This is a genomic window from Nocardioides terrigena (assembly GCF_003047265.1).
In the GTDB taxonomy this organism is placed as follows: Bacteria; Actinomycetota; Actinomycetes; order Propionibacteriales; family Nocardioidaceae; genus Nocardioides; species Nocardioides terrigena.
The window spans coordinates 18,010-41,985 of record NZ_PZYY01000009.1 but is presented as its reverse complement, the minus strand read 5'-3'; the positions used below and the strand labels follow the sequence as shown (position 1 = coordinate 41,985).

Genomic DNA, 23,976 nt, shown 5'->3' with positions numbered 1-23,976 from the left:
ACGTAACACGGCGGGCGGATCTGTTGCCTCGCCGCAACACGAGGCGGCGTACGAGGAAACCTCGCCCGAGCAGGGTTCTGGCCAACAGGTGGTCCGCTGCGTGACACCGTCGTCACGCCGACGCGGACCACCCCCTCGAACGTTCCCTGGAGGTTCTGTGGACGGCTACTACGCCTTCATGCTGGTGGCGACTGCCTTCGTCCTGATGATGACGGTGCCCGCGCTGGCCCTGTTCTACGGCGGCATGTCGCGATCCAAGTCCGTGCTCAACATGATGATGATGTCGTTCATCGCGGCGGCGATCGTCGGCATCCTGTACGTCGCAGTCGGCTGGTCGATGGGCTTCGGCGGTGAGGGGACCTTCTTCGCCAACCCCTTCGAGCTGCTCTGGCTCGACGGCGTCACCACCGACAACTACATCTACGTGATGTTCCAGATGACCTTCGCGATCATCACCGCCGCGCTGATCAGCGGTGCGGTCGCCGACCGGCTGAAGTTCTCGGCCTGGGTCGTGTTCCTGCCCCTGTGGGCGATCATCGTCTACTTCCCGATGGCGCACATGGTGTTCAGCTGCACCGACGACTCGCTCATCTGCGGCCGCATCGGCGCGCAGGACTACGCCGGTGGCACGGCGGTCCACATCAACGCGGGTGTCGCGGCCCTGGTGCTCGTGCTGCTGCTCGGCAAGCGCATCGGCTGGCCCAAGGACCAGATGCGTCCGCACAACCTGACGCTGACCATGCTCGGCGCGGGCATGCTGTGGCTCGGCTGGTACGGCTTCAACGTCGGCTCCATCGTCTTCGGCACCACCTTCGACGAGGACCCCGACGCCTTCCTCGCGCAGTTCTACTCCGAGACCGGTCGCACCTTCGCCAACACCACGTTGGCGACCTTCGCGGCCATCCTCGGCTGGCTGCTCATCGAGCGGCTGCTGCACGGCAAGGCCACCTCGCTGGGTGCCGCGTCCGGCATCGTGGCGGGCCTCGTCGCCATCACCCCGGCGGCCGGTGCCGTCGACATCGAGGGCGCCGTGGCCATCGGCCTCATCGCGGGTGGCGTCTGCGCCTGGGCCGTCAGCCTGAAGTACAAGCTCGGGTACGACGACTCGCTCGACGTGGTCGGCGTCCACCTGGTCGGCGGCATCATCGGCACGGTGCTCATCGGGTTCTTCTCCACCTCCGACGGAGCCGGCGGCATCGACGGCCTGTTCTACGGTGGGGGTGCGGGGTCGCTGGGTGACCAGACCCTCGGTGTCCTGGTGGCCGTCGCCTACTCCGGCGTGCTGACGGCGATCATCGCGCTGGCCATCAAGTACACGATCGGTCTCCGTCTCGACGAGGAGGACGAGGTCAACGGCATCGACCTCGCCGCCCACGGCGAGTCCGCCTACGACCTGCACAGCGGCACCAGCGGTGGCGGCACCGGCATCCTGGCCGCGAGCACCACCAGCACCTCGAGCACCGAAGGAGCCAACGCATGAAGCTCGTGACCGCAGTCATCAAGCCCCACAAGTGGGAGGACGTCCGCGAGGCGCTGGAGACCTTCGGTGTCACCGGCATGACCGTCTCGGAGGTCAGCGGCTACGGCCGCCAGAAGGGCCACACCGAGGTCTACCGCGGTGCCGAGTACGACATCGCCCTCGTGCCCAAGATCCGGATCGAGATCGTCGTCGACAGCGCGGACGCCGAGGACGTGGTCGGCATCATCGTCAAGACGGCGCAGACCGGCCGGATCGGCGACGGCAAGGTCTGGGTCAGCCCGGTCGAGACCGTCGTCCGGGTCCGCACCGGGGACACCGACGAAGCTGCCCTCTGAGCTGACCCGTCCACTGGCCCGTCGGGACTCGTCCCGGCGGGCCAGTGGCGTACCCGGACGACCCCCGAGGAGGATCCGACCCACGATGACTGCCCCCGAGAGAGCCGCCCGGACCGAGGCCGCCGACGAGCTGTGCCGCGCGGCGTACGAAGCCTGCGACGGCCCGGAGGTCGGTGTCGCGCTGGTCGCGGTCGGCGGCTACGGCCGCAGCGAGCTCGCGCCGCACTCCGACCTGGACGTCGTCCTCGTGCACGACGCGGGCATCGACCCGGGGGCGGTGGCCGAGAAGGTCTGGTACCCGCTGTGGGACTCCGGCTCCCGCCTGGACCACTCGGTGCGCTCGCTGCCGCAGATGGTCGCGGCGGCCGAGGACGACCTCAAGGTCGCGCTGGGACTGCTGGACGTCCGGCACCTGGCCGGTGACCCCAACCTCACCCTGCGGCTGCGCACGACCATGCTCGCCTCGTGGCGGCGCGAGGCGCGCGACCGGCTCCCCGCGCTGCGCGAGCTGGTGCACAAGCGCCACGAGGTCGTCGGGGAGCTCGCCCACGTCTCGGTGCCGGACATCAAGGAGGCCGAGGGCGGCCTGCGCGACGCGACGGTCCTCAAGGCCCTCGAGGCGACCTGGCTGGTCGACGTGTCGAGCCCCGAGCTGGAGCGCTCCCGCCAGTCGCTGCTCGACTTCCGCGACCTCCTCCACGCGGAGACGCGGCGTCCCACCGACCGGGTCGCCCCCGAGCTCTGGGAGGTCCTGGCGACCCACCTGGGCCTCCACGACGCGGCAGCGGCCCAGCGCCACGTGCGCGAGATCGGCCGCCGCGTCACCCACCTCTCCCGCCTCACCTGGCGTCGGGTGGCATCGGTGCTGGCCCCGCCCGGCTCGCCCCGCGACGCGCGTCGTCCGGCCCTGGAGCCCATCGCACCGGGCGTCGCGCTGTCCCGCGGCGAGGTGGTGCTGGACGCCCGGGCCCGCCCCGAGCGCGACCCGGTCCTGCTGCTGCGCGCGGCGGCCGAGGCGGCCGAGCGGGACGTCGTCCTGGCCCCGGCGACCGCGGCCCGCCTGGTGCGGGAGTGTGCGCCCCTCCCGACGCCGTGGCCGGCGGAGGCCCGCGACGCTCTGGTCAGCCTGCTCGCCTCGGGTGACGGGCTGCTGCCGGTGTGGGAGACCCTCGAGGAGACCGGGGCGCTCGCCGGCTTCCTGCCCGAGTGGGAGCGGATCCGGTTGCTGCCGCACGCGTCGGCGATCCACCGCTTCACCGTCGACCGGCACGTCATCGAGACCTGCGTCGAGGCGTCGCGCCTCATCCGCAAGGTCGCGCGCCCCGACGTGCTCCTGGTCGCCGCGCTCCTGCACGACATCGGCAAGGGTGGGCTCACCGAGCACTCGGTGGCCGGCGAGCCGGTCGCCCGGGAGATCGCCCGGCGGATGGGCTTCGACGACGACGCCGTGGACCTCGTCGCCCTGCTCGTCCGGTGGCACCTGCTGCTGTCCGAGACCGCCACGTCGCGCGACCCCGACGACCCGGCCACCATCGACGCGCTGCTCGACAAGGTGCCCTCCGCCGAGGCGCTGACGCTGCTCCTGGCGCTCACCGAGGCGGACGGCCGCGCGGCCTCGGCCAAGGCGTGGTCGTCGTGGCGGGCCAGCCTCATCACCCGGCTCGCCACGCACGCGCTGGCCCGGGCGGGGGGAGGGGAGCCGCCGGACGAGGTCGACCAGGCGGTGCCCGTGCCCGACGTCGTACGCCGCGGCGGGTCCTGGGTGGGCGTCGAGCCGGACGACGGCGGCGCCCGGGTGACGGTCGTGGCACCGGACCGGATCGGGCTGCTGGCCGACGCTGCCGCGGTGCTCGCCCTGCAGCGGGTCTCCGTGCGCTCCGCGCGGGCGTGGGCGCAGGACCCGGTCGACAGGCAGGACACCGGCCCCGTGGGCGTCTCGGTGTGGGAGGTCGCCGAGCCCGACCTCGACCCGGCGGTGCTCCGCGAGCGACTGATCGCGATCAGCGAGGGGCGGCTCGACGCGACGGGCCGCCTGTCGCGACCGGCGCCGAGCCGCCTGGAGCCCGTCGTCGCCGTGCGGTACGGCGAGTCGCGCCGGGCCACGGTGCTCGAGGTGCGCATGGACGACCGCCCCGGGGTGGTGCACCTCGTGTGCGCGGCCCTGGCCTCGTGCGACATCTCGGTGCGCTCGGCGCACGTGTCCACGGTCGGGCCGCAGGCCGTCGACGTGTTCTACCTGCAGGAGCAGGGGGCCGGCCGGCTGTCCGACGAGCGGGCCGCCGAGGCCGCGCACGCGGTGCGCGACGCCCTGCTCGGCACGGTCGCCGACCCGGCCTGACCCTCGTTCCGACCTCCGTCGCCCGGACAGACGGACGCCCTGCCCGGCACGTGGCCGAGCAGGGCGTCCGGGGACGGGGCTGGTTACTTGTGGGCGTTGTCGAGCACCCGGTCGTGGCGCAGCGAGGAGCGCGCGGTCTCCTTGGCGAAGAACACCGCGACCAGCGTGATGACCGAGGCGATCGTCATGTAGATCGCGACGCTGTCCACGTTCATCGCGCCGTTGGTGGCCGGGCCGAGCAGCTTGATGGCGATGATCGGGGCCAGCGCGCCGGCGAAGATCGAGGCCAGCTGGTAGCCCACCGAGGCGCCGGTGTAGCGCACCGAGGTGCCGAACAGCTCGGAGAAGAACGCCGCCTGCGGGGCGTACATCAGCGCGTGCAGGACCAGGCCGACGACCACGGCGAGCAGGATCTTGGTCTCGGACTTGCTGGCGATGAGGTCGAAGAAGATCCACGACCACGCCGCGACGCCGACGGCACCGGCGACGTACAGCGGCCGGCGGCCGACCTTGTCGCTCAGCGCCCCGATGAGCGGGATGGTCACGAAGTGCACGACGGCACCGATGAGCAGCGCCTTGAGGATGATGCCCTTGTCGCCGGTGGTGCCGACGTACGTCGTCAGGAAGGTGATCGAGATGACGGTGAACAGGTAGTAGGAGATGTTCTCGGCCATCCGCATGCCCATGGCGACCAGGACCTCGCGGGGGTACTTCTTGATGACCTCGAAGAGCGGGACGTGCTGCTTCTCGGAGGTCGACAGCTCGGAGTGGGCCTCCTTGAAGACCGGCGACTCCTCGATCGAGAGGCGGACCCACAGGCCGATGATGACGAGCACGGCGCTGAGGAGGAACGGGATGCGCCAGCCCCACGCGAGGAACGCGTCGTCGGACTGGAAGGCCGCGAGCAGCCACAGCACGCCGGTGGCGAACAGGTTGCCCAGCGCCACGCCGGCCTGCGGCCACGAGGACCAGAACCCGCGACGCGAGTCCTCGCCGTGCTCGGCGGCCATCAGCACCGCGCCGCCCCACTCGCCGCCCACGGCGAAGCCCTGGACCAGGCGGCACGCGAGCAGCAGGATCGGGGCGCCGAGGCCGATGGTCGCGTACGTCGGGAGGAGACCGATCGCAAAGGTCGCGACACCCATGAGGAGCAGCGAGGTCACCAGCATCTTCTTGCGGCCGACCCGGTCACCGAAGTGGCCGAAGACGATGCCACCGAGGGGACGCGCCACGAAGCCGAGCGCATAGGTGCCGAACGCCAGCATGGTGGCGGCGGCCGGCTCGCTCTCCGGGAAGAACAGGGTGCCGAAGACGAGCGCCGCGGCCGACCCGTAGAGGAAGAAGTCGTACCACTCGACGGCGGTGCCGATCAGGGACGCGAAGACGACCTTGACGATGTTGGTCTCGCCGGGCCCCTGCTCCGCTTGGGTGGGGTGGGTGACGGGGGATGTCATGTGCTGGGTGTTCCTTTCAGGCGGATCACGCGAGGTGCGTGGTCAGGCGGCGGTCCAGCCGCCGTCGATGAGGAGGGAGGACCCGGTCATCGAGTCGCTCCCGGGGAGGCAGAAGCCGGCGACGGCACGCGCGACCTCGTCGGGCTCGACGAGGCGGCGTACGGGGGTGCGGGCGAGCAGGACGGTGTCGAGGACCTCCGACTCGTCGATGCCGTGGGCCCGGGCCTGGTCGGTGACCTGGCCCTCGACCAGCGGCGTCCGGACGTAGCCCGGGCACACCGTGTTGCTCGTGACGCCCTTGCCGGCCGCCTCGAGCGCGATGACCTTGGAGAGGCCCTCGAGGCCGTGCTTGGCGCTGACGTACGCCGCCTTGTACGGCGAGGCGCGGTGCCCGTGGACGCTCGAGACGTGGACGATGCGACCCCAGCCGCGGTCGTACATGCCGGGCAGCAGCTTGCGGGCCAGCAGGAACGGGGCCTCGAGCATGAGGCGCTGGATCAGCCGGAACCGCTCGGGGTCGAAGTCCTCGACGGGCGCGACGTGCTGGATGCCGGCGTTGTTGACGAGGATGTCGGCGTCCAGGGCGGCGGAGTCGATCGCGTCGGCGTCGGTGAGGTCGAGGCCGAGGGCGTCGCCGCCGAGGACGGAGGCGACCTCCTTGGCGGCGGTCTCGTCGAGGTCCAGGACGGTGACGTGCGCTCCGAGGGCGGCGAGGTGGCCGGCGACGGCGGCGCCGATGCCGCTCGCACCGCCGGTCACCAGTGCTCGGCGTCCCTCCAGGGGGGTGGGCCCGGGGCTGAGGACAGCGCCGGGCGCGGGGGAGTTCGGGGACATGGCCCTGACGTTAGGCCCGCCTGTGACGGTCGGCACATGGTCCGCGTCCATACAACATTGCCCGCGAGATGTGTTGTAGGACCATCTCAGGCGGCCGTCATGCCTGGAGCCGCGCCACCCGGAGGGCCAGCTGGAGGTCCAGGGCACGCTCGGGGGCCCGCCACGCATCGCCCAGCAGGCCGGTGACCCGCTCGAGGCGCTGGGTCACCGTGTTGGGGTGCACGTGGAGGGCCGCGGCGGTGTCCTTGAGGCTCCCGCCGCTGGCGAACCACGCGTCGAGGGTCGCCACGAGGCTGGTGCCGCGCTGGGCGTCGTAGGCCGCGATCGGACCCAGCTCCCGGTCGACGAACTCGGCGAGCTGGCCGGGACCGTTGGCCCCGAGGAGCAGCCGCGCCACCCCCAGCCCGGCGGGGTCGGTGACCTCCCCGACCCGGCCGAGGGTCAGCAGCGTCTCGAGGCACCCGCGGGCCTCGCCGTAGGTCACGGCGACCTCGGCGGCCGGCGCCGGACCCGCCACCCCGACCGTGGCCGCCGCCCCCGCGCGGGTCACCGCGGCGGCCAGCTGGTCGCCGACGCCACGGGCGTCCCCCTCCGGCACGACGAGGACCACGGCGCCCTCGTGCTCGCCGGCCACGCCGTGCAGGGTGTCCGCGAGCCGGGCAGCCGCCCGGGTGGTCGCCGGGCGGTCACCCTCGGCGGGGCCGGCCACGGCGACGACCAGGGGACCGTCGAGCTGGGCGCCGTGCCGGCGGGCACGCTCGCGCACCAGCGCCGCGTCGTACGGCGTGGGGGAGAGGAGGTCGCGCAGCAGCTCGCCGCCGATGCGCTCCTCCGCCTCGGCGACCGTGCGCGCCAGCAGCACCACCAGGGCGGTCACCAGGGCGCCGCGCTCCAGCGTGCGCTGCTCGGCGCTGGACAGCGGCGGCCCCTCGATGACGACCGTCGAGACGTGCTCGCTGCCCGCCGTCGCGGCCGCGACGTAGCCGCGGGGAGTGGGGACGCAGTGCCCGGACGCCACGGACTCGGCGACCGCCTCGCGCCAGGTGTCCAGGTCGCCGTCGCCGGCCACCCGCTCGCCCGAGGGGTCGAGCACCGCCACGCGGCCGCCGAGGAGGTCCCCGAGGGCCAGGGCGATCTCGTCGGTTCCGCCGCCGTGCAGCAGCAGGTCGGTGAGCCGGTCGTGCGCCGTTGCCGCCGACTCGACCGCCGACGTGTGCTCGGTGAGGTTGCGGTTGGCGGTGTCGAGCTCGGCGAAGAGGCGGGCGTTCTCCAGGGCCACGGAGGCGTGCGCGGCGAAGGACGTGAGCAGCGAGACCTCGGCCGGGGGGAACTTGCGGACCGTGCGGTGCACCGCCAGGAGGGCGCCGATGACCCGTCCGTCGAGCACCAGCGGGACGCCGAGGATGGCGCGGATCCGCTCACCGTCGACCGCCTCGTCGATGTAGGTGCGGTGCACGAAGCGGGAGTCGGCCTGGTAGTCCTCGGTGAAGTAGGGCGCTCCGGTCTGCGCCACCAGGCCGAGGAGCCCGGTGCCGAGCGGGAGCCGCAGCCGCCTGAACTCCGGGGTGAGGGCGCCGTCGGTGACCTTCATGTACGACGCCCCGTCGAGCTCGTCGTTGAGCGAGAGGTAGGTCATGTCGGCGTTGAGCAGCTGCCGGGCCCGGCGCACGATCGCGGCCAGGATGGCGTCGACGTCGCGGATCGCGGTGAGATCGCTGGCGGTCTCGTAGAGCGCGGACAGCTCGGCCTCGCGGGAGCGCTGGCGAGAGATCAGCTCGCGCAGCCGCAGGGCGACGTCGTAGTCCGCCCGCAGCCGGGCGCGCTCCTCCTCGTCGGTCGCCGCCGCGGTCGCCGAGGCGAGCAGCTCGTCGAAGTGCGAGCGGGCCGCCTCGTCGTACAGGAGGTCGAGGAAGGAGCGGGACACGGCGACATCATGGCCCAGCACGGCGGGGCCGCGCCGGGGCGTCCTCGCCGACGACCCGACCGCGGGGGGTGACCGTTAGGCTGGGCCCTCGTTCGACACCCATCGTCACCGCTTCCGAATCCCAGGGGATCTCCCACCGTGTTCGCCACTCTCTCCGACCGGCTCGCCGACACCTTCAAGAACCTCCGCGGCAAGGGCAAGCTGTCCGAGGCCGACATCGACGCCACCGCCCGCGAGATCCGCATCGCGCTCCTCGAGGCCGACGTGGCGCTGCCCGTGGTGAAGGAGTTCGTCGCGGCGGTCAAGGACCGCGCCCGCGGCGAGGAGGTCAGCGGGGCCCTCAACCCGGCCCAGCAGGTCGTCAAGATCGTCAACGACGAGCTCGTCGCGATCCTCGGCGGCGAGACCCGCCGGCTGCGCTACGCCAAGACCGGCCCGACCGTCATCATGCTCGCCGGCCTCCAGGGCGCGGGCAAGACGACGCTGGCCGCCAAGCTGGCGCTGTGGCTCAAGGAGCAGGGCAAGACCCCGATGCTGGTCGCCGCCGACCTGCAGCGGCCCAACGCCGTCCAGCAGCTCCAGGTCAACGGTGAGCGCGTCGGCGTACCCGTCTTCGCTCCCGAGGCCGGCAACGGCGTCGGCGACCCGGTGGCCGTGGCCCGCGCCTCGGTCGAGGAGGCCAAGCGCAAGGTCCACGACGTCGTCATCATCGACACCGCCGGTCGCCTCGGTGTCGACGCCGAGCTGATGCGCCAGGCCGCGGACATCCGCGACGCCGTGCAGCCCGACGAGGTGCTCTTCGTCGTCGACGCGATGATCGGCCAGGACGCCGTCACCACGGCCCAGATGTTCCTCGACGGCGTCGGCTACGACGGCGTGGTGCTCACCAAGCTCGACGGTGACGCGCGCGGTGGTGCCGCCCTGTCGATCGCCTCGATCACCGGCAAGCCGGTCATGTTCGCCTCCAACGGCGAGAAGATGACCGACTTCGACCTCTTCCACCCCGACCGGATGGCCTCGCGCATCCTCGACATGGGCGACATGCTCACCCTGATCGAGCAGGCCGAGAAGGCCTTCGACCAGGAGGAGGCCCTCAAGGCCGCCGAGAAGCTCGGCACCAAGGGCGGCTTCACGCTGGAGGACTTCCTCCAGCAGATGCAGCAGATCCGCAAGCTCGGCTCGATGTCCAAGATCATGGGGATGCTGCCCGGGATGGGGCAGTTCCGCGACCAGCTCGACAACTTCGACGAGCGGGAGATCGACCGCATCCAGGCGATCATCCAGTCGATGACGCCGGCCGAGCGCGACAACCCCAAGATCATCGACGGGTCGCGCCGGGCGCGCATCGCCCGCGGCTCCGGTCGGCAGGTCTCCGACGTCAACCAGCTCGTCGACCGCTTCTTCGAGGCGCGCAAGATGATGGAGCAGATGGCCCGCGGTGGCGGCATGCCCGGGATGCCGGGCATGCCCGCGATGCCCGGTGCGGGCAAGCGCGGCAAGACCAAGGCCCAGCCCAAGAAGGGCAAGGGCAAGCGCACCTCCGGCAACCCCGCCAAGGCGGCGCAGGAGGCCGCGGCCGCGAAGGCCGCAGCCGCTGAGCGCCCCGCCAACCCCTTCGGCAACAACGACGAGGTCGACTACGAGAAGGCCGCCGCGGCCCTCGACCTGCCGAAGGACTTCTCCAAGTTCCTCAAGTGAGGGTCCGTCCGGTGAGGTCCGTGCTGGTGGTCGACGCCGCCAACGTCGTCGGGTCGGTGCCCGACGGCTGGTGGAAGGACCGCGCCGGCGCGGCCCGGAGGCTGCACGAGCGGCTGCTCGTCGGCGACACGGCGTACGACGTCATCGTGCTGGTGCTCGAGGGCGGCGCCAAGGCCGGCGTGCGCCCCGGGCGCGACCAGCACGTCGTCACCGTGCACGCGCCGAAGGACGGCGACTCCGCCATCATCGCGGAGGTCGCCGCCCGTCGGGAGCGGGGTGACCAGGTCGTCCTGATCAGCGCCGACCACGTGCTGCGCGGCCGTTGCGAGGGTCTCGGCGCGCGGGCGATGAGTCCCTCGTGGCTGCTCGACCAGGTCTGATCCCTCTCAGTCCAGCTCGATCGACACCACCGACCCGCCGTCGGGGCACACCGCGCACGTCGTCACGAAGGCCTTGCCACCACGCAGGGCCACGCCGTACGGCGCGGGCAGACCCTCCGCGACGGGGGTGGGTGCCGCGCCGGGCGCCACCTTCACGAGCGAGCCGGTCGGGAGCGCCTCGGGCGGCTCGTTGAGGAGACCGGCCGACGAGAGCTGCACCGCGTAGAGCGAGCCCTTGTGCCACGCCAGGTCGGTGACGTTGGTGAGCCCGGTCGCGTAGACGGTCGGCTCCTCGCCGCGGACGACCCGCCAGATGCTCGACCCGCCCGCCGGGAAGGGGAAGCCGGTCAGCTGGCTGACGTAGTAGGCGCCGTCGGGACCCCGGACCACCGAGGTGGGCACGGCCTGCATCGGGACCACCTCGCCCGGTACGAACGGGTTGGGCACCTCCGTGTTCGGGAACACCGCGAGCGTCCTGGTGCTCCGGTGGTGACGTACGCGCAGCAGGGAGTTGCCACCGGAGTCCGTGACCACCACGGACCCGCCGTCTCGCATCAGCCCGGTCGGGTTGGAGTCGGGACCGTTGCCGTCGGGGTCGCGCTTCTCCTCGTACGCCGCGAGGTCGCCGACGATGTGGACGGGACCTCCCTTGAGGCTGCCCGTGACGACGGTGCCCAGCGCACGTCCCGCGTCGCCGAACGTGTCGCGCACCTCGGGGGCGTTGCCGAGCCCGATCGTGGCCGCGAAGTGGTGCTTCGAGCCCCGGCGATGGCCGGGGACGACGACGTCGGAGGGACCGATCGCCCCGCCGCCCTCGGGTGAGGCCAGGGACGGCAGGCCCGTCACGACCCGCCGCGAGCCGTGGTGGGTGATGCGGGTGATCGCCCCCGAGAGGCCGAAGCAGGACTCGCCCTCGGGGCCCTCGACGCAGGGGCCGGATCCACCGACCCCGGCCTCGGCGACGTAGAGCGCGCGGCCGGAGAAGGAGAGGAGCCGGGGGTTGTCGAGGCCGGTCGCCACCGTCTTCCAGGGCGGGGCGCCGGCCGGTCCGCCCGAGTCGTCGGCCTGCACGGGTACGGCGAGCATCGTGGTGGCCAGGGCGGTCGACGCGACGGCGGCAGCGGCGGCGGCGAGCGGGGCACGGGTTCTGAGCATGGATCACACCTCCGGGAAGTAAAGGACCTTTCCGACTGTCGTCCTCGACCCGGTGCCTGTCATCGCCCAAATGGGAACTTCGGGGGCACCCCGTTCCCGGCGCACCCGCTACGGTCTGGCCCATGACTGCACTGCGCTTCTCGGGACCGGTCCTCCCCGACGGGGAGGTGCGCGACGTGTACGTCGTGGGCGACACCATCACCTACGAGCCCCAGCCCGGCGCCACGACCGAGGCACGCGGGTGGATCGTGCCGGGGCTCGTCGACGCGCACTGCCACATCGGGCTGGACGACCACGGTGCCGTCGACGAGGCGGCGACCGAGGCGCAGGCCGTCGAGGACCGCGACGCGGGGGCGCTGCTGATCCGCGACTGCGGGTCGGCGGCCGACACGTCGTGGGTCCACGACCGCGACGACCTTCCGCGGTTGATCCGCGCCGGGCGGCACATCGCGCGCTCGCGTCGCTACATCCGCAACTACGCCCACGAGGTCGAGCCCGAGTCGCTGGTGGAGACGGTGGCCCGCGAGGCGCGCGCCGGGGACGGCTGGGTCAAGCTCGTCGGGGACTGGATCTCCCGCGACGAGGGCGACCTCGCACCGAGCTTCCCGGCCGAGGACTTCGCGGCCGCGATCGCCGTGGCGCACGAGCACGGCGCCAAGGTGACCGCGCACTGCTTCGGCGAGCGGGTGCTGCCGGGACTGGTCGAGGCCGGGATCGACTGCATCGAGCACGGCACCGGGTTGTCGACCGAGCTCGCGCAGACCATGGCCGAGCGGGGCATCGCGCTGGTGCCGACCGTCATGCAGATCGACAAGTTCCCCCAGTACGCCGACGCGGGTCGCGACAAGTTCCCCCAGTACGCCGACCACATGACCGACCTGCACGCCCGCCAGCGCGACACCATCATGGCGGCGTACGAGCTCGGGGTGGCGCTCTACGCCGGCTCCGACGGCGGGGGAGTGAGCCGGCACGGCAACATCGCCGGTGAGGTGGTCGCGATGGCCGGGTTGGGCCTGCCGGCCGACTACGCCCTCGGTGCCGCGTCCTGGCGGGCGCGGGAGTGGCTCGGGTGGAACCCCCACCTGTCCGAAGGGGCGCCGGCGGACTTCGTCGTCTACCCCCGCGACCCGCTCGCCGACCTCACCGTGCTGCGCGAGCCGTCGTACGTCGTCCTGCGCGGACGCCTGGTCGCGGGACGCGCGGCCTGAAACGCGTTTGCCGTGGTGCCCGTGTGACGTGTGGGATGACGCCATGACGACCGTTGCCGACGCCCTGCCCGCCCTCGGCCTCCGGGTGGTCGCGGGAGACCTCGAGCTGCGGGGCGTCACCGACGACCTCGTCGTCGAGCTGGGGGACCTCGCCGCCCGCGGTGTCCACGACCCGGCCCGGATGCCCTTCTCGTTCCCGTGGACCGACGCCGCCCCCGAGGACTTCCTGCGCAGCTTCGCGCAGTACCACTGGCGCTGCCGCGCGGACTTCTCGCCGGCCTCCTGGGTGCTCAACCTGGCCGTGCTGCACCGCGGCGAGGTCGTCGGTGTCCAGGGCGTCAACACCTCCGACTTCCTCGTCACCCGCACCGGGGAGACCGGCTCGTGGCTCGGTCGCGGTCACCAGGGCCGCGGGCTCGGCACCGCGATGCGCCAGGTCATGTGCGCGTTCCTCTTCGACCACCTCGGCTTCACCGAGATCACCTCGGGGGCCTTCACCGACAACCCGGCGTCGCTCACCGTGAGCGCCAAGGTCGGCTACGTCGCCAACGGCACCTTCCGATACCGCCGCCGCGACGAGCAGGCCGACATGACCCAGCTCCTGCTGACCCCTGAGGCCTTCCGCCGCGGGCCGCAGCGCCTCGAGGTGGAGGGCGTGGAGGCGTTCCGGCGCTCGATCGGGCTCGACGTCGAGGGGTGAGCGCCGGGCGTGCCGTGCCGGATTGGGCGGCGTACACGTGCTCTGGCACAATGTCTCGCTGAGTCGCGCCAGCGGACGGACCCTCTATCCCGGTCGTCGGCGCGCCCCCCGAGGAAGTCCGACCCGGTCCCCACCTGGTCTGCGGGCCCCTCACCACCTTCCACTCGCAAGGAGACACCACAGACGTGGCCGTCAAGATCCGTTTGAAGCGCCTGGGCAAGATCCGGGTGCCGCAGTACCGCATCGTCGTCGTCGACTCGCGCAAGAAGCGCGATGGTCGCGTCATCGAGGAGATCGGCAAGTACCACCCCAAGGAGGACCCCTCGTACATCGAGGTCGTCTCCGAGCGGGCGCAGTACTGGCTCGGCGTGGGCGCGCAGCCCAGCGAGGCCGTCGCCGCCATCCTCAAGGTGACCGGTGACCTGCAGAAGTTCCGGGGCGAGCCCGGCGCCGAGGGCACCCTGAAGGTCAAGGAGCCCAAGCGCGACAAGCTCGAGATCTTCAACGAGGCCCTCAAGGAGGCCGCCAAGGAGCCCAAGGGCGCCGCGACGACCTCCAAGAAGAAGGCCGACAAGGCCGAGGAGCCCAAGGTCGAGGAGCCCAAGGCCGCGGCCGCTCCCGCCGAGGTCCCCGCCTCCGAGACGCCTGCGGGTGCCGCGGAGGAGGCTGAGACGGCCGAGACCGTCACGGCCGAGGACGCCGGCAAGAGCGAGGCCTGAGCAGCATGCTCGCCGAGGCGCTCGAGCACCTGGTCCGCGGCGTCGTCGACAATCCCGACGACGTCTCGGTGCGCGACAAGCAGCTGCGTCGCGGGTCGATCCTCGAGGTCCGGGTGCACCCCGACGACCTCGGCAAGGTGATCGGCCGCAACGGCCGCACCGCCACGGCGTTCCGCACCGTCGTCTCGGCCCTCGCGGGTCGGGCCGGCGCGCGCGTGGACTTCGTGGACGTCGACCGCCGACGCTGAGCAGCACTCACCTGCACCACCGGAAGGCGCCCCTCCCCGCTCGGGGAGGGGCGCCTCCTGCATGTCCGGGGTCCGGTGCTCGATACCCTGACGCCGTGGAAGACATCGAGGTCGTCGTGGGTCGCATCGGCAAGCCGCACGGCATCCGGGGCGACGTGACGATCGACGTACGCACCGACGAGCCGGAGCGTCGGTTCGCGCCCGGTACGACGCTGCGGGCCCAGCCGCCGCAGGGGTCCCACAGCCCGCTGCGGACGCTCACCGTGGTCCGGTCCAAGTGGCACACCAACGTCCTGCTCGCCACCTTCGCGGAGATCGGCGACCGCAGTGCCGCCGAGGCCGCGCGCGGCATCGTCCTGCACACCACCATCGCCCCGGACGAGGCCCCCGAGGACCCCGACGAGTACTACGACCACCAGCTGATCGGTCTCGCGGCCGAGGACCTCGACGGCACCCACCTCGGCGAGGTCACCGGCCTGCAGCACGGGTCCGCGCAGGACCTGCTGGCCATCCGCACCCCCGACGGGCGCAACACCCTGGTCCCGTTCGTCGCCGCGCTGGTCCCCGAGGTCGACCTCGCCGCAGGCCGGGTCGTCATCGCCGACCGTCCCGGGCTGGTGGCGCCCTTCCCGGACGAGGACGAGGCCCGGCAGTGAGGATCGACGTCCTGTCGATCTTCCCCGACTACCTCGCGCCGCTGTCGCTGAGCCTGCCCGGCAAGGCCCGGGACAAGGGGCTGCTCGACCTCCACGTCCACGACCTCCGGTCCTGGACGACCGACCGGCACCACACGGTCGACGACACGCCGTACGGCGGCGGCGCCGGCATGGTGATGAAGCCCGAGCCGTGGGGCGCGGCCCTCGACGAGGTCGCCACCGACCGGCCGACCATCGTCTTCACCACCCCCAGCGGCGAGCCGTTCAGCCAGGCGCTGGCCCGGGAGCTCTCGACGCGCGAGCACCTGGTCTTCGCGTGCGGGCGCTACGAGGGGATCGACCAGCGCGTCATCGACCACGCCGGCACCCTCGGCGAGGTCCGCGAGGTCTCCCTGGGTGACTACGTCCTCAACGGGGGAGAAGTGGCCGCGCTGGCCATCACCGAGGCCGTCGTCCGGCTGCTCCCGGGCTTCATGGGCAACGCCGAGTCCCTCGTCGAGGAGTCCCACGAGGACGGCCTGCTCGAGTACCCCGTCTACACCAAGCCCGCCAGCTGGCGCGGCCTCGACGTCCCCGACGTGCTGCTCTCGGGCGACCACGGCCGGATCGCCACGTGGCGCCGCGAGCAGGCCGTCCGCCGCACGGCCGAGCGTCGTCCCGACCTCGTGTCCCCCTCGTCCGTGCCGGGCGACGAGGAGGTCCGCCCGGCCGTGCCGGCGGACGCGGGGGAGCTCTACACGTTGCAGCGGGCCTGCTGGCTCCAGGAGCTCGAGGCCAACCCGGGCGTCGTCATCCCCGCGCTGACCGAGTCCCTGGACGACGTGCGGGCCGGACTCGAGGCCCACCAAACCTGGGTCGTACGCCGCGCCGGCCGGCTGGTCGGCTCGGTCCGGGCCCGCCTCACCAGCCGGGCCGGGTGGGACATCGGCCGGCTGATGGTGGCCCCCGACCTCCAGGGCCAGGGGATCGGCCGGTTCCTCCTCGAGCACGCCGAGGCGGCGGCGCCGCCGGACGCGACGTCGTACCTGCTCTTCACGGGCGCCCGGAGCGCGGGCAACCTGCGGATGTACAAGAAGGCGGGCTACCGGATGCGGCCCGACCTGAAGGCGCCGCCGGGCGCGGTCGTGCTCACCAAGCGTCGCGGCTGAGTCCGGCCTCAGCGGTGTGGACGCCCGATTTCGCGGCGCGCGCGGCGATCTGGCAAACTCGACCCTTGGTCACGCCGGCCAAACGATCGCCCCGATGCACGCACCCGGGGGATCCGCGACGAACACCTGCCACAGGGGGTGCGCGACGCCGCCGGCCAGCACGGCGCGACCACCCGATCAACCATCCGATTCCGCGGTTGGCCTGTGGCACTCGTGAGGAGCAAGCATGACCAACGTTCTCAATGAGCTCGTCAGCGACAAGCTGCGCAGCGACGTCCCGGCCTTCCGCGCCGGCGACACCATCAAGGTCCACGTGAAGGTCGTCGAGGGCAGCCGCTCGCGCGTCCAGGTCTTCCAGGGCGTCGTCATCCGCATCCACGGCTCGGGCGTCGGTCGCACCTTCACCGTGCGCAAGATCTCGTTCGGTGTCGGCGTCGAGCGCACCTTCCCGATCCACTCCCCGATCTTCGAGACGATCGAGGTCGTGACCCGCGGTGACGTGCGCCGCGCCAAGCTCTACTACCTGCGCAACCTGCGCGGCAAGAAGGCGAAGATCAAGGAGCGCCGCGAGTTCTGAGCGAGACCGCTCCGCGACGCGAACGCGGAGATCAGCCAAGCTCTGGTTAGTCTCTGCGAGTGACTTCACCCGACCGCGGCTCCACCCCGACCGACATGGGCGAGGAGGGGCCGCGGTCGTCGTCTGCCCGGACCACGTCGAGGTCCGGGGCGGGCAAGCCGGCCCGGCGCCAGCTCCCGTTGTGGCAGGAGACGATCCTGCTCCTCGGCGTCGCGCTGGTGCTCGCGATCGTCATCAAGGCGCTCTTCCTCCAGGCGTTCTACATCCCCTCGGAGTCGATGGAGCCCGGCCTGGTCCGCAACGACCGGATCCTCGTGCAGAAGGTCTCCTACTGGGGCGGCGGTGCCCCCCAGCGCGGCGATGTCGTCGTCTTCAAGGACCCGGGCGGCTGGCTCCCGGCCTCCGAGGCGGCCGGCCCCACCGGCACGATCCCGAAGGTCATGGCCAGGGTCGGCCTGTACCCGACCGGCGGGCACCTGGTGAAGCGGGTGATCGGCGTCGAGGGCGACGTCATCAGCTGCTGCGACGAGCAGGGCCGACTGATGGTCAACGGCCAGCCGCTCGACGAGGGCGACTACGTCAAGCAGGACCCGTCGGTGGAGTGCGCCGGCCCGATGGTCAACCAGTGCTCCAAGGACTGGACGTCCGAGCCGGTGCCCGACGGGCACGTCTTCGTGATGGGCGACAACCGCGCCCACTCGGCCGACTCGAGCCTGCGCATGTGCAACCTCGAGAAGGAGACCGACTGCGTCCCCGGCCCCGAGTTCGTCCCCGTCGACCTCGTCGTCGGCAAGGTCTTCGTGCTGCTCTGGCCGCGCGACCGCTTCGAGTGGGTCACCCGGCCGGGCACGTTCGAGGACGTGCCCGACCCCGCGTGAGCGGTCAGGCGAGCGGTCAGGCGAGCGCCATGGTCGAGCCGGTCCCGCACCTGCCCAGCGGAGCGGCCGTACGCCGTGACGCCGGGCTCTACGGCTACGAGCGCGCGCTGCGCCGCGCCGGGATCGACCCGATCGCCGGCGTCGACGAGGCGGGGCGGGGCGCCTGCGCCGGTCCGCTCGTCGCGGGCGCCTGCATCCTGCCGGCGGGCAGGGCCGGCATCGTGCCCGGGCTGGCCGACTCCAAGCTGCTGACCGAGGCTGCGCGGGAGCGGGTCTACGCCCAGGTCGTGCGCCGTGCCGTCGCCTGGTCGGTGGTCGTGATCGACAACGAGGACTGCGACCGGCTCGGGATGCACGTCGCCAACGTCGAGGCCCTGCGCCGGGCCGTGGCGCTGCTCGAGACCAGGCCGGCCTACGTCCTCACCGACGGGTTCCCGGTCGACGGGCTCGAGGTGCCGGGGCTGGCGGTCTGGAAGGGCGACCGGGTGGCGGCGTGCATCTCCGCCGCCTCGGTGCTCGCGAAGGTGACCCGGGACCGCCTCATGGTGGCGATGGACGCCGACTACCCGGCGTACGACTTCAAGACCCACAAGGGCTACATCACCGACGCCCACACGGCGGCCCTGACCGCGCACGGGCCGGCTCCCGTGCACCGGATGCGGTTCGTCAACGTACGCCGCGCGGCGGGGCTGGAGCCGGCGCTGGAGCCTGCCACTAGTGTCGACCTGCAGGCCGGCAGCAGGGCAGACACGGAGGAGGACGCATGAGCGCGGAGGACCTCGAGAAGTACGAGACCGAGATGGAGCTCACCCTCTACCGGGAGTACCGCGACGTCGTCTCGATCTTCAAGTACGTCGTGGAGACCGACCGCCGCTTCTACCTCTGCAACCAGGTCGACGTGAAGGCGCGCACGGAGAACGGTGACGTGTTCTTCGAGGTGTCGATGGCCGACGCGTGGGTGTGGGACATGTACCGCCCGGCCCGCTTCGCCAAGAACGTCAAGGTGCTGACCTTCAAGGACGTCAACGTCGAGGAGCTCGCCCCGCAGGAGATCGACCCGCCCAAGGGCTGAGCCGGGTCCGAGCGGGCCCGGTCACGGGCCACCTGCCGTCCCCAGCCCCCGGGCCGGACGACTCCCTCCACAGATGCGCGGCCGGGCCTCCCGGTCGTCCGCGCCCACCGCTGTGCTGGTCTCCACGAAGGAGGCCCGCCATGACCACATTCCCCCCACCCGCCCCGCGGCCGACCGCCAAGCAGCGCCTCGGAGCGTACGGCGAGGAGCTCGCCGCCCGGCACCTGTCCCGGCAGGGGATGACCGTGCTCGACCGCAACTGGCGCTGTGACCTCGGCGAGATCGACCTGGTGCTGCGCGACGGCACCACCCTGGTGATCTGCGAGGTCAAGACGCGCTCCAGCACGGCGTTCGGCACGCCCCACGAGGCGGTGACCGAGCGCAAGGTGGCCCGCATGCGCGCCCTCGCGGCCCGGTGGCTGCGCGTCCACGAGGTCCGGCCCATGGACATTCGGCTCGACATGGTCTGCGTGATCTCCCCGCGCCGGGGACCGGTCGAGATCGACCACGTCCCGGGCCTGGGCTGATGCAGGTCGCGACCGCCTGCTCGATCGCCCTGGTCGGCGCCGAGGGGCACCTGATCGACGTGCAGGTGGCCGTCTCCAAGGGGGTGGTCGGCACCTTCGTGGTGGGCCGGCCCGACGCATCGCTGCACGAGGCACGCGACCGGGTCCGGATGGCCATCAACAACTGTGCGCCGACGCCCGACGACACCTGGCCGGCGACCTTCCGGGTGACCATCCTGCTGGCCCCGGCCGACCTCCCCAAGAGCGGCACCCACTTCGACCTGGCCATCGCCGTCGGGGTCAGGGCGGCGTGCGGTGCCGTGCCGGCCGCGTCCCTGCATGCCACCGTCTTCATCGGCGAGCTGTCGCTCTCCGGCAGCCTGCGTCCCGTGACCGGGGTGCTCCCCATGGTGATCGCCGCGGCGGCCCGCGGGATCCGTCGGGTCTTCGTGCCGGAGACGCAGGCCGCCGAGGCCGCGATGGTCCCCGGCATGGAGGTGCTCGGCATGCGGTCCCTCGCCCAGGTCGTCGCCGAGCTCAACGGTGAGGAGGTGCCCGACGCGGCCCCGGTCGCCGGGCCGGTCCGCACCTCGCTGCTGCCTCCCGGGCGAGGGGCGGTGGAGCCACTCGACCTCGACGACCTCGATGGCATGGAGGACGCCAAGTACGCCCTCGAGGTCGCCGCCGCGGGCGGGCACCACCTCATGCTCAACGGCCCCCGCGGGGCCGGCAAGACCAGCCTCGCCGAGCGGTTGCCGACGATCCTGCCCGACCTCACCACCCAGCAGGCCCTCGAGGTGACCGCGCTGCACTCGCTGGCCGGGCTCCTGCGCGACGGCGACGGACTCGTGCACCGGCCGCCCTACTTCGCTCCCCACCACGACGCGAGCAAGGCGAGCGTGGTGGGCGGCGGCACCGGCCGGGTGCGACCCGGTGGCATCAGTCGCGCCCACCACGGGGTGCTCTTCCTCGACGAGTTCCCGCTGTTCCGCGCCGACGTGGTCGACGCCCTGCGCCAGCCCCTCGAGAGCGGAGAGATCACCTTGGCGCGGGGGGAGGAGTCGGCGACCTTCCCGGCCCGCTCGATGGTGGTGCTGGCGGCCAACCCGTGCCCGTGCGGCAACTTCAGCGCATCGGTCACCACGGCCTGCACCTGCCTCGAGCCGGCCCGACACGCCTACCGTCGCAAGCTGGTGGGACCCATCGTCGATCGCATCGACATCTGGCGCGACGTGGAGCCGGTCAGCGCGGAGGCCGCCCACGACAGGTTCGCGCCGCGGGTCGACTCGGCCACCGTCCGGTCCCGGGTCGAGCGGGCCCGGGCTGCCCAGGCCGAGCGCTATGCCGGTCGGTCCTGGCTGCTCAACGGCGTCGTCCCGGGACCGGTGCTGGCGCGTGAGTGGCCGCTCGAGCTGGACGGGCAGCGCCTGCTCGACGACCGCCTGCGCGACGGGTCCCTCACCCGCCGCGGGGTGACCCGTGTGCAGCGGGTCGCATGGACCGTGGCGGACCTGCGTGGCGTGCCGCGGCCCGGGCCCTCCGAGGTGGGTCTCGCGCTGCGGCTGCGCACCGCCGAGCCGCTCTCCAGCGACGACCTGAGGATGGCCGGATGAGCCGCCTCCCGGACCGGTTGTCGCGGGTGGTGCTCAGCCGCATCGGCGAGCCCGGTGACCCGCGCCTGTGCGGTCTGGTCCGCGACCTCGGGGCCGGGGCCGTGCTCGACAGCCTGCTGGCGCAGGCCACCCTGGACGAGGCGCAGCGCGACCTCGCCGAGCGCCTGGGATCGGTCGACCCGGTGCGCGAGCTCGAGCAGGCCGAGCGGCTCGGCATCCGGTTCGTCGTCCCGGGCGACACCGAGTGGCCGGCCCGCCTCGACGACCTGGCCCGTCCTGAGGTATCCCACTCGGGCCTCGGCGGCGTCCCGGTCGGGCTCTGGCTACGCGGGCCGTGCCGCCTCGACGGGCTGCCGCCGATGGTCGCCGTGGTCGGGTCACGCTCCGCCACGACGTACGGCGAGCGGGTCGCCGCGGATGTCTCCGCGGGCGCCGCGCGGGCCGGGATGGTGGTGATCTCCGGGGCGGCGGCCGGGATCGACCAGGCCGCCCACCGGGGCGCGCTGGCGGCCGGGGGGACCACCGTGGCGGTGCTGGCCTGCGGCCCCGAGCGCGCCTACCCCACGGCCCACCGCCCGCTCATCGACCACATCGGCGCGACCGGGCTCATCGTGTCGGAGGTGCCACCGGGCAGTGCGCCCCTGCGATCGCGCTTCCTCGGCCGCAACCGGCTCATCGCCGCCCTGTCGGTCGGCACGGTAGTCGTCGAGGCCGCCATCCGCAGCGGGGCGTTGAGCTCGTCGCGCTGGGCCGAGGTCCTCAACCGCGTGGTGATGGGCGTCCCGGGCCCGGTCACCAGCATCACCTCGCAAGGCGTGCACGAGCAGATCCGCAAGGGCTCGATGCACCTGGTCACCTCCGGGGCCGAGGTGCTCGAGCTGGTGGGAGCGGCGGGGGACCACCTCGTCGAGGTGCCGCGGGCCCCGACCCGCCCGCGTGACCGTCTCGACCGGCGCGACCAGCGGGTGCTCGACGCCGTCCCGGTGGGCCGACTGGCCGGGGCCGACAGCATCGCGGTCGCGGCCGGGATAGCCCTCCAGCACGTGCAGGGAGCGCTCGAGCGGCTGGCGTCCGCCGGCTGGGTCCGGCGCACCGAGGACGGGTGGCGGCTGGCCCGCGACGAGCCTGTCGACCCCGAGCCCGGGTTGCGCGACCTCCGGTCGGCAGGTGATTAGGAGTGGTGCCTCTGGCTACTGCGCGAGGGCGGCCCGCGAGGCGAAGGCCTCGAGGCCGAGCTCGAGGTCGGCGTTCTCGAGCACCACCTCACCGGTCAGCCGCACCCAGCCGGCACGGAACTCCCGCTCCTCCTCCGACGTCAACACGGCGGTGCGACGGTGGTAGGTCCCGTCGCAGGGCACGTCCTCCACCACCCGGGAGGCGAAGGAGGCGCCCTGCCGCTGGTCCGCGGACACGAAGGACGCGTAGTTGGCCCACGGCCGGTCGCACCTGATCCGGACGCGGACCGCGAGGACCCCGTCCGGGCGGATCTCGGCGGTCCTGGGGAGCACCACCTTGGCCGCCGGACGCACGTAGACGCTCTCGGAGACGGTGACCTCACCCCGCGGAGCGCCGGTCACCGCATCGACCAGGACCATGCGCACGTGGACCACCGCCTTGCCGGGGTGGAAGCCCTCGTCGCTGCGATAGTCCTGGCGCCGCAACGTGCCGGTGCAGGCGGGCCCGGTGGAGATCTCGCGCTCCGGGGAGGTCTTCCCGCCCTGGCTGAAGGACACGTGCACCCCGTCGGCCGCCAGCCCGGGCCGGCAACCGAGGCGGATGGTGCCGGTGAAGGTGTCGTCCCAGCCCTCGAAGGCCCGGGCCTGGACATGGACCTCACCGCCGGGACCGGTGGCGCTGCCCGCAGGGGAGACGATGCCGACCAGGCCCCCGGCGACCGTGGTGAGCATGACGCACGCACTGACAAGGACTCTTCGCACGGTGGACCTCCGAGGGATGGCTGGTCAGCCCACCCTGCACACCGACGACCTCCTCGAGCCGTCGCGGCGCCGGACGTGACCACTTCTGAGGACGGCCCGCGACGAGCCTCACCGGCCCGACCTGCCCGCGGACCTACGATCGGCAGGTGAGCGAGCAGCCGGAGGTCTCCGAGCCCGACGGGCTCCCCGAGGGGTTCGTGCGGTTGCTGGGGGAGTACGAGCGCCACCTCGTGTCCGAGCGGGACCTCACCGCCCACACGGTGCGCGCCTACCTCGGGGACATCTCCTCCCTGCTCGACCACGCCCACCGGCTCGGCTTCTCCGACGTCGCCGAGCTCGACCTGCGGTCCCTGCGCTCCTGGCTGGCCAAGCAGCAGTCCTTGGGCCTGTCGCGCACGACCCTCGCCCGTCGCGCGACGGCGGCGCGCGTCTTCACCGCGTGGCTCCAGCGCACCGGGAGGGCCCCCACCGACGCGGGTGCCTCGCTCGGCTCGCCCAAGCAGCACAAGAGCCTCCCGCCGGTGCTGCGTGCCGACGAGGCTGCCGACCTGATCCGCTCCGCCGCCGCGATCGCCGACGACGGCAGCCCGGTCGGGCTGCGCGACGTCGCCATGCTCGAGCTCCTCTACGCCACCGGGATCCGGGTCGGTGAGCTGGTCGGCCTGGACATCGACGACCTCGACGACGACCGCCAGGTGGTGAGGGTGTTCGGCAAGGGTCGCAAGGAGCGCTCGGTCCCCTACGGCCGGCCGGCCGCGCGGGCCCTGAAGTTCTGGCTCGAGCTCGGCCGACCGGTGCTTCGGGCCGAGGGCGCCGGCGCGGCGGTCTTCCTCGGCGCCCGGGGTCGACGGATCGACCAGCGCGCGGTCCGTGACCTCGTGCACCGTCGCATCGCCGACGTGCCCGGGGCCCCCGACATCGGACCCCACGGGCTCCGCCACACCGCCGCGACCCACCTGCTGGAGGGCGGCGCCGACCTCCGCTCGGTCCAGGAGCTGCTGGGCCACGCCTCGCTGGCCACCACCCAGCTCTACACGCACGTGACCACCGACCGGCTGCGGGCGGCGTACCGGCAGGCGCACCCGCGCGCCTGACCCCGACGCGGGACGCGGGGCC

At 72.7% G+C, this 23,976-nt stretch carries 24 protein-coding genes and 1 pseudogene; 20 read left to right on the top strand and 5 right to left on the bottom strand.

Annotated elements, in window-relative coordinates; genetic code table 11:
* The first annotated feature begins 157 nt into the window (after positions 1 to 157).
* From DAE25_RS18460 to DAE25_RS18450, 3 genes are all read left to right on the top strand, one after another.
* Positions 158 to 1,480: an ammonium transporter gene (locus tag DAE25_RS18460; protein ID WP_056885626.1), complete on the top strand. Its 1,323-nt coding sequence runs from the start codon at positions 158 to 160 to the stop codon at positions 1,478 to 1,480.
* Complete coding sequence (locus DAE25_RS18455; RefSeq protein WP_056885625.1) at positions 1,477 to 1,815, top strand: P-II family nitrogen regulator; 339 nt, start codon at positions 1,477 to 1,479, stop codon at positions 1,813 to 1,815. Before DAE25_RS18460 ends, DAE25_RS18455 begins: the two co-directional genes overlap by 4 nt.
* Before the next feature lie 85 nt (positions 1,816 to 1,900).
* A complete protein-coding gene (locus tag DAE25_RS18450) occupies positions 1,901 to 4,153 on the top strand; it encodes a [protein-PII] uridylyltransferase (RefSeq protein ID WP_107767609.1) in 2,253 nt (750 codons plus the stop codon).
* 83 nt (positions 4,154 to 4,236) lie between these two features.
* Here the strand turns inward: DAE25_RS18450 and DAE25_RS18445 are convergent, their stop codons facing one another.
* The 3 genes from DAE25_RS18445 to DAE25_RS18435 all read right to left on the bottom strand — a co-directional run bounded on the left by DAE25_RS18445 (position 4,237) and on the right by DAE25_RS18435 (position 8,365).
* A complete protein-coding gene (locus DAE25_RS18445; protein WP_107767608.1) occupies positions 4,237 to 5,607 on the bottom strand; it encodes an MFS transporter in 1,371 nt (456 codons plus the stop codon).
* Between the two features lie 42 nt (positions 5,608 to 5,649).
* Complete coding sequence (locus DAE25_RS18440; protein ID WP_107767607.1) at positions 5,650 to 6,441, bottom strand: 3-hydroxybutyrate dehydrogenase; 792 nt, start codon at positions 6,439 to 6,441, stop codon at positions 5,650 to 5,652.
* 97 nt (positions 6,442 to 6,538) lie between these two features.
* Positions 6,539 to 8,365, bottom strand: a complete 1,827-nt coding sequence (locus DAE25_RS18435) for a helix-turn-helix domain-containing protein (protein WP_234411133.1) — start codon at positions 8,363 to 8,365, stop codon at positions 6,539 to 6,541.
* A gap of 138 nt (positions 8,366 to 8,503) precedes the next feature.
* Here DAE25_RS18435 and ffh point away from each other — a divergent pair, with 138 nt between their 5' ends.
* Together ffh and DAE25_RS18425 are read left to right on the top strand one after the other, a co-directional pair.
* Positions 8,504 to 10,063: a signal recognition particle protein gene (ffh, locus tag DAE25_RS18430; RefSeq protein ID WP_107767606.1), complete on the top strand. Its 1,560-nt coding sequence runs from the start codon at positions 8,504 to 8,506 to the stop codon at positions 10,061 to 10,063.
* A gap of 11 nt (positions 10,064 to 10,074) precedes the next feature.
* The gene (locus DAE25_RS18425) at positions 10,075 to 10,443 is read left to right on the top strand and encodes a hypothetical protein (protein WP_056885619.1); all 369 of its coding nucleotides are present in this window, start codon (positions 10,075 to 10,077) and stop codon (positions 10,441 to 10,443) included.
* A 6-nt stretch (positions 10,444 to 10,449) separates the two neighbouring features.
* Here DAE25_RS18425 and DAE25_RS18420 read toward each other — a convergent pair whose 3' ends face one another.
* On the bottom strand, positions 10,450 to 11,598 hold the full coding sequence (locus tag DAE25_RS18420; RefSeq protein ID WP_107767605.1) for a ScyD/ScyE family protein: 1,149 nt from the start codon (positions 11,596 to 11,598) through the stop codon (positions 10,450 to 10,452).
* A gap of 122 nt (positions 11,599 to 11,720) precedes the next feature.
* Here DAE25_RS18420 and DAE25_RS18415 point away from each other — a divergent pair, with 122 nt between their 5' ends.
* The 14 genes and pseudogenes from DAE25_RS18415 (at position 11,721) to dprA (ending at position 22,098) form a co-directional block, all read left to right on the top strand.
* The gene (locus DAE25_RS18415) at positions 11,721 to 12,806 is read left to right on the top strand and encodes an amidohydrolase family protein (RefSeq protein ID WP_107767604.1); all 1,086 of its coding nucleotides are present in this window, start codon (positions 11,721 to 11,723) and stop codon (positions 12,804 to 12,806) included.
* A 43-nt stretch (positions 12,807 to 12,849) separates the two neighbouring features.
* Positions 12,850 to 13,506 carry a GNAT family N-acetyltransferase gene (locus tag DAE25_RS18410; protein ID WP_107767603.1) on the top strand — a complete coding sequence of 219 codons (657 nt, stop codon included), beginning with the start codon at positions 12,850 to 12,852 and terminating at the stop codon, positions 13,504 to 13,506.
* Between the two features lie 185 nt (positions 13,507 to 13,691).
* Positions 13,692 to 14,225, top strand: a complete 534-nt coding sequence (gene rpsP, locus DAE25_RS18405; protein ID WP_107767602.1) for a 30S ribosomal protein S16 — start codon at positions 13,692 to 13,694, stop codon at positions 14,223 to 14,225.
* Positions 14,226 to 14,230: 5 nt separating this feature from the next.
* Entirely contained in the window at positions 14,231 to 14,473 is a 243-nt protein-coding gene (locus tag DAE25_RS18400; protein ID WP_056885612.1) for an RNA-binding protein, read from the top strand.
* A 95-nt stretch (positions 14,474 to 14,568) separates the two neighbouring features.
* The gene (gene rimM / locus DAE25_RS18395; protein WP_199907674.1) at positions 14,569 to 15,129 is read left to right on the top strand and encodes a ribosome maturation factor RimM; all 561 of its coding nucleotides are present in this window, start codon (positions 14,569 to 14,571) and stop codon (positions 15,127 to 15,129) included.
* A pseudogene (gene trmD / locus DAE25_RS24010) lies at positions 15,126 to 15,818 on the top strand (tRNA (guanosine(37)-N1)-methyltransferase TrmD); the annotation flags it as partial. The gene rimM and the pseudogene trmD, both read left to right, overlap by 4 nt.
* The gene (locus tag DAE25_RS24005; RefSeq protein ID WP_234411144.1) at positions 15,795 to 16,277 is read left to right on the top strand and encodes a GNAT family N-acetyltransferase; all 483 of its coding nucleotides are present in this window, start codon (positions 15,795 to 15,797) and stop codon (positions 16,275 to 16,277) included. The pseudogene trmD and the gene DAE25_RS24005, both read left to right, overlap by 24 nt.
* A 226-nt stretch (positions 16,278 to 16,503) precedes the next feature.
* Complete coding sequence (rplS, locus tag DAE25_RS18385; protein ID WP_056885610.1) at positions 16,504 to 16,854, top strand: 50S ribosomal protein L19; 351 nt, start codon at positions 16,504 to 16,506, stop codon at positions 16,852 to 16,854.
* A 59-nt stretch (positions 16,855 to 16,913) separates the two neighbouring features.
* Positions 16,914 to 17,732, top strand: a complete 819-nt coding sequence (gene lepB / locus DAE25_RS18380) for a signal peptidase I (RefSeq protein ID WP_234411132.1) — start codon at positions 16,914 to 16,916, stop codon at positions 17,730 to 17,732.
* Between the two features lie 29 nt (positions 17,733 to 17,761).
* The gene (locus tag DAE25_RS18375) at positions 17,762 to 18,499 is read left to right on the top strand and encodes a ribonuclease HII (protein ID WP_107767691.1); all 738 of its coding nucleotides are present in this window, start codon (positions 17,762 to 17,764) and stop codon (positions 18,497 to 18,499) included.
* A complete protein-coding gene (locus DAE25_RS18370; protein ID WP_056885608.1) occupies positions 18,496 to 18,804 on the top strand; it encodes a DUF2469 domain-containing protein in 309 nt (102 codons plus the stop codon). The genes DAE25_RS18375 and DAE25_RS18370 overlap by 4 nt, the downstream gene beginning before the upstream one ends.
* Positions 18,805 to 18,944: 140 nt before the next feature.
* Complete coding sequence (locus DAE25_RS18365; RefSeq protein WP_107767599.1) at positions 18,945 to 19,331, top strand: YraN family protein; 387 nt, start codon at positions 18,945 to 18,947, stop codon at positions 19,329 to 19,331.
* Complete coding sequence (locus DAE25_RS18360; RefSeq protein ID WP_107767598.1) at positions 19,331 to 20,923, top strand: YifB family Mg chelatase-like AAA ATPase; 1,593 nt, start codon at positions 19,331 to 19,333, stop codon at positions 20,921 to 20,923. The genes DAE25_RS18365 and DAE25_RS18360 overlap by 1 nt, the downstream gene beginning before the upstream one ends.
* The gene (gene dprA / locus DAE25_RS18355; protein WP_107767597.1) at positions 20,920 to 22,098 is read left to right on the top strand and encodes a DNA-processing protein DprA; all 1,179 of its coding nucleotides are present in this window, start codon (positions 20,920 to 20,922) and stop codon (positions 22,096 to 22,098) included. The genes DAE25_RS18360 and dprA overlap by 4 nt, the downstream gene beginning before the upstream one ends.
* Positions 22,099 to 22,113: 15 nt before the next feature.
* Here the strand turns inward: dprA and DAE25_RS18350 are convergent, their stop codons facing one another.
* Positions 22,114 to 22,830: a hypothetical protein gene (locus DAE25_RS18350; RefSeq protein ID WP_107767596.1), complete on the bottom strand. Its 717-nt coding sequence runs from the start codon at positions 22,828 to 22,830 to the stop codon at positions 22,114 to 22,116.
* 176 nt (positions 22,831 to 23,006) lie between these two features.
* Here DAE25_RS18350 and DAE25_RS18345 point away from each other — a divergent pair, with 176 nt between their 5' ends.
* Complete coding sequence (locus tag DAE25_RS18345) at positions 23,007 to 23,954, top strand: tyrosine recombinase XerC (RefSeq protein ID WP_107767595.1); 948 nt, start codon at positions 23,007 to 23,009, stop codon at positions 23,952 to 23,954.
* The last annotated feature ends 22 nt before the right edge of the window (positions 23,955 to 23,976 follow it).